Raw genomic sequence first — 12,501 nt, forward strand, 5'->3', positions numbered from 1 at the left:
AAATGATAAAGAAAATATTTCACTTATTGTTGGTTTTTTTTATTGTGTTGAGTTATCTTCCACAAGGGAGTTTTTTAGTTAAACAGGTGGATGCCGCAAGCACATTTAATGGCAACTTATCAAGTGGTGATAAATTCTATAGACCTATATTTCCGCATGAATCGACTTGGGACGATATGTCCGATGGTGAGGGTAATGCATATGGGTCAATAACAAATGACTATACGGTTGTTTATGGGCCAAGTGAATTACAAGAACAGGATTCATACCAACGCAACCCTAGCAATGCTGGTGAGTTCAATTACCTTAAAAAATATATAAACCCAAGTACGGACGGTCAATATACAATTGAGACTACTTCTGGTCCGGGTAGCGATACGGTTTTATTTGTTTATGAAGCTCCCTTTGACCCAAGTCAACCTTTGGTAAATCTATTAAAAGCTAATGACGATAAATCGGGGTCTGAATATCTTTCTAAAATTTCCAATATTACCTTATCATCTAGTAAAAATTATGTAATTGTTGTAACTGGTTATAATGCAGGAGATACAGGAACTGTAAATTTTAGTGTAACAGGTGCAGGGAGTGTAACAGATTCAGATAGTCCGATATCGACAAACAATGCCCCAACCTCAAGCAATGGAGCAGTAGGTGTAAAGGAAGGGCAACCGTACACGTTCCAAACATCTGATTTTTCTTTTGACGATACTGATGATGGAGATACACTCGATCACATAACGATTACAACTGTACCTAGTAGTGGAACACTTTCTAATGATACAAATTCACTTTCTAATGGGGACACAGTAAGTAAAGCAGATTTAGATGCAGGTAAGCTTAAATATTTATCAGGCGATATCGATTCTTCCTTCGAATTTAAAGTAAATGATGGAACGGATGATAGTGCAGATACCTATACGATGACGCTGAATGTTAATGCTCAGCCGACGGTGACGATTTCAACTACTGAATCTAATCCTACGAATGTGAATCCAATTGATTTTACCATTGAATTCAGTGAGTCGGTGACAGACTTTGACCAATCAGATGTATCAGTTACAAATGGAACGGTGAACAGTGTAACGGGAAGTGTAACGACTTACACGGCAAACGTTTCTCCTGGTGCTGATGGTGATGTAAAAGTTAATGTCGCAGCAGGTGTTGCAACGGATGTGGATGGTTTGCCAAACAAAGCAGCAACTGAGTTTTCTCTTACTTTTGACGGCACAGCACCGACTGCAACGGTTAGCTACGATGAAACAGACCCTACAAATGGTGATGTTATCGCGACGCTAAACCCGAGTGAATCGGTAACAGTGACAAATAATAGTGGCGCAAACACTCATACGTTTCCAGCGAATGGCACATTCACGTTTGAATTTGAAGATGCAGCAGGAAATACAGGAAGTGCGACTGCGACAGTCAATAACATTGATAAGACGGCTCCTGTCGTAACAGGCGTAACGGAGGGCGGAGTCTATAACAGCGACAAGGTCATTACGTTTAATGAAGGAACTGCAACGCTAAATGGTAGTTCATTTTCAAGTGGTGATACTGTCAGTGTAGAACAGGCTCATACGCTAGTTGTCACAGATGATGCAGGCAATAGCACGACTGTGAATTTTACGATTGATAAAACAGCGCCGACCGCAACAGTTTCAATAGCTGCAATCATGAATACGGATCAAACAAAAGCTAAGATTGGCGATATGGTTATGCTATTTATTCAATCGAACGAAGATATTCAAGTTCCGACTGTAACATTAGCAGGTAAAACAGTTACAGCATCACCTGACACGGGCAGTAACCCCCTTCAGACATGGAATGTGATGTACAATATGCAAGCTGGAGATCCAGAAGGTCTGGTTAGTGTTGTAGTAGATTTCAAAGATTTAGCAGGAAATGCTGCTCCAACGATAACAGCACCGACAGATGGAACTTCGGTTACGTTTGATGGCACACTTCCAACGGCCACAAGTGTAACAATGAAATCAAATAATGCAGACCCTACAATCGCAAAAGTCGGCGATACAGTCACAATTGATTTTGTCACAAGTGAAGCGGTGCAAACACCGACTGCTACCATTGTTGGTAAAACTGCCGCAGTCTCAGATAAAGGTGATAGTGACCCGACGACATGGCAAGCAACTTATATGATGCAGAACGGGGATCAAGAAGGTGCTGTGGCATTTACGCTGGATTATAACGACCTAGTAGGAAATGCAGGCACGCAGGTTACTTCGTTAACAACAGGAACGCCGGTTGTTTTTGATGAAACGCCGCCGACTGCAGACGTGACGATGAAGTCAAATAACAGCAATTCTGCATATGCGAAGGTGGGTGACACAGTCACACTTGAAGTAGTCGCGGATGAAGCGATTACCCCGCCGACGATTACAATTGCTGGTCAAAGTGTCACACTCACAGACAATGGTGATGGAGACCCGACAACGTGGAAGGGAACCTATATGATGCAGGCTAGTGATGCAGAAGGTTCTGTGCCGTTTACGTTAGATATGACAGATCTATTCGGAAATGCAGCAACACAGGTCACAGCTGTAACAAGTGGCTCAGCAGTAACGTTTGATAAAGAAGTACCAACCGCAACCTCTGTAAAAATTTCTTCTAATCATACTGACACTACAAATGCAAAAATAGGCGATACCATTACGTTAGATATTATAGTAGATGAAGCTATCCAACAGCCAACGGTCACGATTGCGGGGAATACGGCAACAGTTACCCAAGGTGCGGATGCAACCAAATGGCAAGCAACCTATGACATGCAAAATAGCGATACTGATGGCAATGTTAGTTTTACATTGAGTTATCAGGATTTAGCTGGAAATGCAGGCACAGCCGCATCTACTACAACAGATACAAGTTCAGTGTTGTTTGACGGAACGATTCCAACCGCTACCACAGTGACGATGAGTTCTAGTAATGCAGATCCAGCAATCGCTAAAGCAGGCGACACGATTACGATTGATTTTGTCACAAGTGAGCCTGTGCAAACACCACAAGTTAAAATTGTTGGAGAAAATGCAACGGTAACGCAGGGTGTAGACGCAACAACGTGGCAAGCAACTTATACGCTAAAATCTGGTGATCAAGAAGGCCCTGTAGCATTTACGCTGGATTTTAATGACGTAATAGGGAATGCAGGCACGCAGGTTACATCATTAACAACAGGAACGCCGGTTATTTTTGATGAAACAGCACCTACCGCAACAGTGACGATGAGTTCAGATAACAGCAACTCGAGTTATGCGAAGGTTGGGGATACGGTTACGCTTGACATTGTGACAAGCGAAACGATTCAGACACCGACGATAACGATTGCTACTCAGAGCGTTACGCCAACAGATGCTGGTGACAGTGACCCGAAGACGTGGCAAGCAACCTATATGATGCAGGCTAGTGATACAGAAGGCTTAGTTCCGTTTGCATTCGATATGACAGACGTAGTCGGGAATGTGGGAACCCAGGTCACAGCCGTAACAAGCGGTTCAGCTGTTACATTTGATCAAACAGCACCAACAGCTCCAACCGTCACAATGAGCTCAGATAACACGGATTCAGCTCAAGCAAAAATAGGCGATACGATTACGCTTGAGATTGAAACAAGTGAAGATGTCCAACAGCCAACTGTAATGATAGCTGGCAACACGGCAACGGTTACAGATAAAGGTGACAGTGATGCGACGACATGGCAAGCCACATATGTTGTAAAAAGTGGTGACCAAGAAGGTTCTGCAAGCTTGACAGTTGATTTTCAAGATTTGGCAGGAAATCCGGCTTCACAGGTTACAGGCGTAACGTCAGGCTCTGTTGTGACAATTGACAGCCTAGCACCAGTGGTTACAGGCGTAACAGATGGTGGCGTCTATTCTTCAGACGTGACGGTTATATTTAATGAAGGAACTGGGAAATTAGATGGGAATTCGTTTAGTGCTGGTGATTCTGTTAGTGCTGATGGTGATTACACATTAGTCGTGACAGACGCTGCAGGCAATGAGACGACGGTTGATTTTACGATCGACAAGACAGCACCAGAAGCAACAGCAGTGACAATGAGTTCAAGCAATGCGATTACAACAAAAGCAAAGCCTGGAGATACAATCACCCTTACGATTGCGGTGGATGAAGCGATTCAATCTCCGACTGTTACAATTGCAGGAAATACAGCAACCGTAACAGACGCAGGGGATAGTGACGATACGACATGGCAGGCAACCTACGACATGCAAGAAACGGACAGTGAAGGAACGATTAACTTCACGCTCGATTTTCAAGACCTTGCAGGGAATGCCGTTTCAGATCAAGTAACAGCCGTAACGTCAGGAAGTGCAGTTACATTTGATAAAACACCGCCTACTGTAACAGGTGTGGCTGATGGTGGTGCATACAATACAGATGTGACGATAAGCTTTATTGAAGGAACCGCAACATTAGATGGGAATTCATTTACTGATGGAACGACGGTTACGGATGAAGGCAGTTATGAATTCGTTGCAACTGATGATGTCGGTAATGAAGCGAAAATCAATTTTACAATTGATAAAACCCCACCAGTCATTACAGGTGTGACAGAAGGCGAGACTTATGACGACAATGTCACCATTTCCTTTAATGAAGGAACTGCGAAGTTAAATGGGGTTGCTTTTGTCAATCATTCGGAAGTAACGCAAGATGGAACCTACGAAATTGTTGTAACAGATGCAGCAGGCAATGAAGCACGAGTATCCTTTACAGTTGACAAACCAGACCCGCCTGCACCGCCGGCAGACACAGTGCCGCCGACCATTTCATTAACGGCCTCACAGCCTGAAAACGGCGTCGTTACTGTAACGGCAGCAGTCGATGGAACAGGCAGTGAAGTTTCCGCAGTAAAATGGGAAAAAGGAGCGCCTAGTCTCTTATTCTTCGCAACAGGCGGAACACCGCTCGCTGCAAATAAATTTACCGTAACAGAAAACGGCACCTACACCGTGTATGCACAAGACGCGGCAGGTAATGAAGCAATGAAGACAATTACGATTAGTAGTATCGTAGAAAACAAAGCACCAGAAATCACGCAGCCAATCGCTGACCAAGAGCTAGCCATACAAATGAGCACAACACTTAATCTTTCAAACTATTTTACAGATGAAGGAAGCATCACATATACCGTAAGTGGCTCTGATGCGAGTGTTGTAACAAACTCAGTAAATGGTTCTGCTTTAAAACTTACAGCTCTGAAAAAAGGCAACGCGCAAATCACCGTCACAGCCACGGATGAAGAAGGCCTTCAAACGAGCATAAGCTTTAAAGTAAAAGTAGTTGAAGAGCAAATTATTGCAAACCTTTCTGTTTCACCAGGTGCACTACAACCAGCTTTCACACCGGCAACAAAGCACTATGAAATGACGGTAGCGAATGAAGTTGAAACAATCAACCTATCAATTGCTACAAATGTTGAAGAAGCAGAGGTGAGCGTAAACGGAAAAGCCGTGAATGGTTCAACAGCTCTTTCTTTACAAGAAGGCGTTAATCCGATTACGGTCAAAGCAACAGCTAACAACCAGACAGAGGTCTATACAATACTTGTAACAAGAGAAGCTAAGAAGCTCGAAAGCATTAGCATCCAACATCCAACAAACGGAGCACAGCTGATGAATAGTAAACCAACGTTTTACGGCAGTACTGTTAACGGAAGTCTGTTGACGGTGCTTCTAGATGGTAAGAATGTTGGGAAAATCTCAGTTGGAATGGATGGAAAGTGGTCGTATACGCCAGCAGCTAAGCTAGCTGACGGGCAGCATACGCTTCAATTACAAGGAGCAGGTCAAGGGGAAGAAGGAATCTTTTCTGAAACGGTCTCCTTTACGATTAACACAGCGCAAACCTTGGAATTGAATGCATCACCACGTGCTATTGTCGGTGATGGGCAAGCAACGACAACAATTACCGCAGTGTTGAAAAAGGCTGATGGCACTGCTGTAGCAGGTGAGCAGATTTCGTTCTCAGCAAGCGCTGGAACATTAGCAAGCACAACTGTTACGACAGATGCAAGCGGGACAGCGAAAACAACGTTAACCGCACCTCAGCTACAAAACACAAAACCTTTAAAAGAAGTGGTCACAGCTTCGGTCACCGCAAATGGCCAGCCGCTTCAAAACAGCGTCATTATTGAATTCATGCCAGCTTCAGTCGAGGGGATTGTCAAAGACCAAACGACAGGGCAGCCGGCAAAAGGAGCAGTCGTTGAATTTGCGGAAGACTTTAACGGTGATGGTGTGATTGATTTTGAAGCTTCTTTTACAACAGGTGAAGACGGGCGGTACAAGGTGTATGTCCCACGCGGTAACTGGACATATCGTCCGACGATTACGATTCCGATGAACATTAACGGAAAAGAAGTAATGGTGAAAACGAAACAAAAAGCAGACGTCGGCGAGCTTGACGATGTCGGCAAGGAAGTGAAGTCAAACAAAGGAATCAGCGGATTATTGCTGATGACGGATAAGAAAGACGGAACACCGAAATCTGTGCAGGATGTGTTAAGTACAGCAGGAAAAGTGACAACGTCTCTTCGTACGAAAGATGGTCAGGAAGTTGAAGGCATTGAAGCGGATGAAAATGGTGACTTCAATGTAACCGACATTCCGCCAGGTGAATACGCAGTGACATACCAGGTTGAAGCGCCAGATGGCACGAAGCTTGCTGGAAAGACTGCGGTCATCAAAGTGCAAGAAGACGGGGAGCTTTCAGTAAGTATCACCCTCATTGACCCGTACGGTATCGTAACAGATGAGAAAACGGGTGAGCCAATTGAAGGTGTGAAAATGTCTCTGTACTGGTCTGACACAGATGTGAACAAACAGCATGGACGCACACCGCATGAGCTTGTTGTGTTACCGGAATTACCGGACTTTCCGCCAAACAAAAACCATGTTCCGCAAATCACAACGGCTGATGGTGAATACGCATGGATGGTTATCCCGGATGGTGACTACTACTTAGTTGCTGAGAAGGATGGGTACCATACATTCGATAGCCGTAACGATAAGCGTGAAGAAGTGATTCCGACAGACAGCTGGATCAAAGACGGGATCATTCACGTCGGCACAAGTATCGTTGAGTATGACTTAGTGATGCGTCCGTTGAACTGGACACCGCCGACTGATGACAATGATTCTGGAAGCGGAGGTTCAGGCGGCTCGAGTGGCGGCGGAGGTTCAAGCGGAGGGGGCAGTGCACCAAGTAAACCTGCCAAACCAGAAGAACCAGAAGAAGAGCCGGATGTAGAAGGAACGCACGAGCGCTATATGCAAGGCTATCCAGATGGTAACTTCAAGCCAGAGGATGCTGTAACGCGAGCGCAGATGGCAACAATGCTTGCAAGAAATGTAGGCATCTTAGAAAACGTTCCGAAGCTGTATAACGATGTGCCGCAATCTTATTGGGCTTATAACGAAATCGCGACTGTTAAGCAATTTGAGCTGATGGTTGGAAATGAAGCAGGTACTTTTAACCCTGAACAACCGATTACACGTGCACAAATGGCTGCAATTGCATATCGTTGGCTTCAACGAGAGTGCGAACAATGTCAAGAAATGAAGGCAGCGCCGAAACGCTACACTGATGTTTCAGCAGCTCATTGGGCTTATGAAGAAATTCATGTCATTCGTGACTTCAATGTGATGAATGGAGGAGTAGATGGTTTATTCCGTCCAGAGGAAAAGCTGACAAGAGCACAGGCAGCGAAAGTGCTGAACCGTTTATTCAAGCGGGGACCACTGCATGGTGAATTACAGCCGACATTTACAGACGTAGCGCCAACGCATTGGGCTTTCCGAGAAATTGAAGAAGCAGCCCGAACGCATACGTTTATCATTGATGATGCAGGACATGAGCATGTAGTAGAAGAAACACGCTAAAACAGCATTCCCTTAAGCAGTGCTTCTCATTGCTTAAGGGAATTTTTTCGTTTTTCGCTCCATTTTACGATGAAAAAGATGAGTGTAAATAATGAAAACGCGATTCCTTCTAGTGACAGAAGGTACCATGGATAAGGGCCAAGATAATCCATCGGGCTCGCGTTGCTTGGCTTCCTTGCTAGAAACATATAGTTCGAGCCTAGCAATTGATTCACGGAAAAGACAACGACCGCAATTCCATTCAGACTTACAAATGCTCGTATGACAGAGCGGAATGTCGGACGAAACCTTTCAATCCATACCATATAAAAGCATGCGAGGATAACGGCAATATGAGCGCTGAAAAATTGAAAAAAGCGCAGGTGCGGGAATCCGTAAAACAGCTCAGGCGTCACAATTGCAAGCGAAGCGCTTGTCATACTTACAAAAAAAGAGACTTCAAATAGTCGATAGTTTTTCGTTATGAGCATAAACGTACATAAGTAAAGTGAGATCGAGCTTAATTGAAACGGTAAATGAATCGCCGCATCCCAGCAGTCATTCCATAAAAACAACAAATGAAAGGTAACTTCAGAAAGAACGAGTAAGAGAATGAGCACAATAACGAAGGGACGCTTATACTTTCGCCGAATCCGTTCGCGAAAGAGATACATCCAGCACAATAAAAGAAACGTCGCCCCAAGCATAAAAAGATGTGCCGGCGAGAATAATTCAAATGGGTAATCAGTTTGATTAAGATAAACCATTGCGTCCACTCCAATATTTGAGAGCTTCTTAGCTTATGATACTAACATAAAATTGTGTATTTCAATAACATATGGAGATTATAGAAGAACAATTTAATTAAATCAGTACTCACATTATTTATGGTAAAATACAGAAAAATGATTATTTATGTAAAAGACATGAAAAGGATTGGTTGATCATACTGTTTTTGGTAAAATAGATAGAGATATTTCGTATATGGAAGAAGGAAAGTAGGATTTTATGACTAGAAAAAAGGGAATTAAGCTACGATTTGCACTAAGTATACTCGTTATCATGTCTGTCATATGTTCTGCTATTGTCGGTGGTATTGTAGCCAAGAGTGCGCTCAATAACTCGCTCAAAGCTAATTATCTAGAAAGCAATTATAATTACGCAAAGAAGCTTGCCGCGAGTACAAGTGATTTATTTCATTACATGCAGCAAAATATCAATGCACTTGCGGATATTTCGAGCTACCATTCGTTTAGCCAAAGAGAGTTGGACGGATGGAAAAATGCAAATGAAATGTTTTTTAACTCACTTTTTATTACAGATGAACATGGTGTTATTCAAACGATAAGCCCGAAGGCCGTTCAGTTTAAAGGCGGGGCTGTTGTTCAAGCAGGGATCGAAATTAAATCAAAACCATTTCAGAAAGCGTTAGCGCTGAAAAAGCCGTTTATTTCTGAGCCTTATAAAGCAACCTCTGGGCAAATGATCGTTCTTGTTTCGTCTCCGATCTTTGACAAATCGGGTGTTTTTAAAGGCGTTATGGCTGGAACTGTGTATTTAGAAAGTGATAATGCGATTAAAAACATTCTGAATGAGCAGCAGCTTGAGAACGGTTCGTATGTGTATGTTGTGAATAAGGAAGGTCAGCTCGTGTATCACCCTGATGTGTCACGTATTGCAGAGTCGGTTGCTGCAAATAAAGTTGTTCAGCAGTTAATGCAAGGAAACAGTGGCTCAGCCCAAGTTGTGAATACACAGGGGAAAGAATTCTTCTCTGGCTATATTTATGAAGAAAACAGCAAGTGGGGAATTGTTTCGCAAACGCCGACATCAGTGATTGAAGAGCCGCTGAATCAGCTGATGTTCAGAATGAGCATTCAAGCTCTGCCGTTGTTGCTGTTGATTTTGGTTATCGTTTGGTATCTTGCCAATCATTTAACGAAGCCGATAAATACATTAGCGAAGTTTTCAGAGGATGCGACTGATTGCAATAAGCCATCTATCCCGTTGGAGCGATTGGATATTGACTCGAACATTTATGAAATTCGTCAACTATGTCATCATATAAAAAATCATTTTCATCTATTAAATAAAGAAATCGAAATTGACGGTTTGACAGGGCTTGCAAACCGCAAAGCTTTTGACCGTATTATCGACGATTATGTCGAGCAGCGTACGCCGTTTGCACTTCTTTTACTTGATATCGATCATTTTAAAAGTGTCAATGATACGTACGGTCATTTGGTAGGAGATGAGGTGTTAAAGCTGTTAGCTGTAAACATGCCGACTGCTTTTCGTGAGGAGGATGTTTGTTTCCGTTACGGTGGTGAAGAATTCGGCGTTCTCATCAAAGACTGCAATGAAGCAGAAGCATGTGGAATGGCTGAAGCATTGCGGAAACAGGTTGAAAAAATGTCCAATCCAACAGGTGAGCACATCACCATTTCAATCGGGGTAACATCCTTCTATGACGATGACATTCATCCAAAAGCAATTATTGAACGAGCAGATGCCGCTCTCTATCAATCAAAAGAAAAAGGACGCAACCGCACGACAATTTATAAAGCTCAATCCTACCCGGCAGTTGCAGCACACAAAAGGTAAGCTCTCATTTTTAGAGGGCTTACCTTTTTTCGTTGTTATCCAATATCTCCGCCGCCTGTATAACGGTTATCGCCCATAAGGTAATTGTTGCTTTCCCCCAGGCTTTTCATGTGGATTGATTGGTTGTTGCGCTGTATTTCGATTTTTCTTTCGTTTTCGGTCAATAAGGAAAGCGAACGTTAAGATGCTTGTAACAAAAGCTACCAGCCATGTCATCGAGATCACTCCCTTTTTGTATGTCTTACTGTTTCTATACCCTAGGTTGCAGAAAATGAACCACAGAAAGAGAAGGATCTGTTAATCTTTTACTAATGATGAATAACAGTGAAAGGTGCTCATCCTATAGGATGAGCACCCCGGCAATAATGAACCCGATTGAAATAAATTTCTTCTTGTCTGCCTCTTCTTGAAAAAAAGAGAATCCCAGCTACAGTTGTTGCTGCGATGGAGACGCCTGACCAGACAGCATAGGCGACACCGATTTCAATAAATTGAACAGACAAGGTTAAGAAATAAATGCAACATCCAAACAGAACGAACACCGAAATACTAGGAAGGATTCTTTGAAACCCGCACGAAAGCTTGACGCTTATATTTCCTAAGCTTGCAAGAAGCAATGCTAAGATGAAATAACTCATTGTAACCCCTCTTTCCATATAGTTATTGTTAACCTTTTCCGTTCAGGCCGAAAATGCCACTCAGCACAAGTCCAACTCCTAATAGCTTTGTAGCAGTCAACGCTTCATTAAAAAGTAAAATTCCAATAACCGTAACGATTGCGGTGCCTCCGCCAGACCATAGGGCGTTGATGATGCCTAACTCATGCTCCTTCGTAATGAGGATATAGAGCACTAATGCCAAGCCATAACTGATGATGACAATCAGGCTCGCCTCTAACTGCTGAAATCCTTCTGTTTTTTTCATAAATGAAGCCCCAATTACTTCAAATGAAATAGAGAGCCCTAATAGAATATACACTTTTCTCATGCTTGCCCTCCTTAGAGATCCTCTGTACTTCAAGGATAACTCGCCATTAAGGGCAGCTGGTAATATAAAAAATACATAATATGATAACCTATAGTTATAGTTAAGGGCAGAAAACATCTTTTAGAGATGATTTCTATAATAATTAGTTATGGATAGGTGAAGAAGCGAATGTTACTGCATAAGTTGAAATATTTTATTGAGATTGCACAGCAGAAGAGCTTCACGAAAGCGGCTCAGCATTTTTATATTTCTCAGCCAGCACTTAGTAAGCAGATGAAGCTGTTAGAAGAGGAGCTTGGCTTTTCATTATTCAACCGCTCAGTCAAAGGTGTAGCACTAACAGAGAAAGGTGAGGCACTGTATCAAGAGTTAAAGCCGCTGTTTGCGCAGATTGATACAACAATTAACCAATACAAAAGCGATGATAAAATCCGTTTCGGTTCGACGCCATTGTTGAGCACTTATTTTTTACATAATTACTATGAAAAGCTTGCGGCTATCAACATTCATGTGACGGAGATTAAGGATGACAGCCAGGAGCTTGTTCCTTTATTAATTGCCAATAAGATTGACGCCGCGATTGTACAGGATCTTCCTTCAGTTCAAAATCTTCATTCGACATTTTTATTTCGAGATGATTTTGTGGCGGCTGTCCCGACTTCATCTCCTTTCTCCTTAAAGGAAGAGCTGACGATGGAGGAATGCTTGTCAAAGACACAAATCATCCCCCCTGAAGGAGCATTGGCTGAACAAATGCGTCACATGATGAAGGAAAAGAACTTTCAAGGTGAAGTAATTGAAACACACTACCATCTAATGGTTGGCCTCGTTTCACTTGGGAACGGCATTGCATACCTTCCGAGCATTATGGCGAAGCAGATGGAATATCGAGGTGTAACATTCCTGCCAATAGCAGGTGTTCCGTTAAAACGACACATGTACCTGTATGCTGTGACAGCACCGATGCTTGATTTTCTAGCAGATAAATTTCAGTCATATTCATAAAAAG

The 12,501-nt window shown here is 42.9% G+C and carries 7 protein-coding genes; 3 read left to right on the top strand and 4 right to left on the bottom strand.

Translation table 11 applies throughout. The features are described from left to right. The first annotated feature begins 2 nt into the window (after positions 1–2). Entirely contained in the window at positions 3–7,922 is a 7,920-nt protein-coding gene (locus LC040_03760; GenBank protein ID WLR52040.1) for an S-layer homology domain-containing protein, read from the top strand. Positions 7,923–7,948: 26 nt separating this feature from the next. On the opposite strand, the gene LC040_03765 is transcribed toward LC040_03760, so the two are convergent. Next, positions 7,949–8,668 (bottom strand): TIGR02206 family membrane protein, encoded by a 720-nt coding sequence (locus LC040_03765; GenBank protein ID WLR52041.1) that lies wholly within the window; start codon positions 8,666–8,668, stop codon positions 7,949–7,951. Positions 8,669–8,909: 241 nt separating this feature from the next. On the opposite strand from LC040_03765, the gene LC040_03770 reads away from it, so the two are divergent. Next, positions 8,910–10,505: a sensor domain-containing diguanylate cyclase gene (locus tag LC040_03770; protein ID WLR52042.1), complete on the top strand. Its 1,596-nt coding sequence runs from the start codon at positions 8,910–8,912 to the stop codon at positions 10,503–10,505. Between the two features lie 66 nt (positions 10,506–10,571). On the opposite strand, the gene LC040_03775 is transcribed toward LC040_03770, so the two are convergent. The 3 genes from LC040_03775 to LC040_03785 all read right to left on the bottom strand — a co-directional run bounded on the left by LC040_03775 (position 10,572) and on the right by LC040_03785 (position 11,492). Further along, positions 10,572–10,721, bottom strand: a complete 150-nt coding sequence (locus LC040_03775; protein WLR52043.1) for a hypothetical protein — start codon at positions 10,719–10,721, stop codon at positions 10,572–10,574. A gap of 119 nt (positions 10,722–10,840) precedes the next feature. Continuing rightward, a complete protein-coding gene (locus LC040_03780) occupies positions 10,841–11,143 on the bottom strand; it encodes an SMR family transporter (GenBank protein ID WLR52044.1) in 303 nt (100 codons plus the stop codon). Between the two features lie 28 nt (positions 11,144–11,171). Then, positions 11,172–11,492, bottom strand: coding sequence for an SMR family transporter (locus LC040_03785; GenBank protein ID WLR52045.1), 321 nt, complete (start codon positions 11,490–11,492; stop codon positions 11,172–11,174). A 168-nt stretch (positions 11,493–11,660) separates the two neighbouring features. On the opposite strand from LC040_03785, the gene LC040_03790 reads away from it, so the two are divergent. Beyond that, on the top strand, positions 11,661–12,497 hold the full coding sequence (locus tag LC040_03790) for a LysR family transcriptional regulator (GenBank protein WLR52046.1): 837 nt from the start codon (positions 11,661–11,663) through the stop codon (positions 12,495–12,497). Positions 12,498–12,501: the final 4 nt, after the last annotated feature.

Origin of the sequence: Bacillus tianshenii, assembly GCA_020524525.2 — a bacterium.
GTDB lineage: Bacteria > Bacillota > Bacilli > Bacillales > Bacillaceae_N > Bacillus_AV.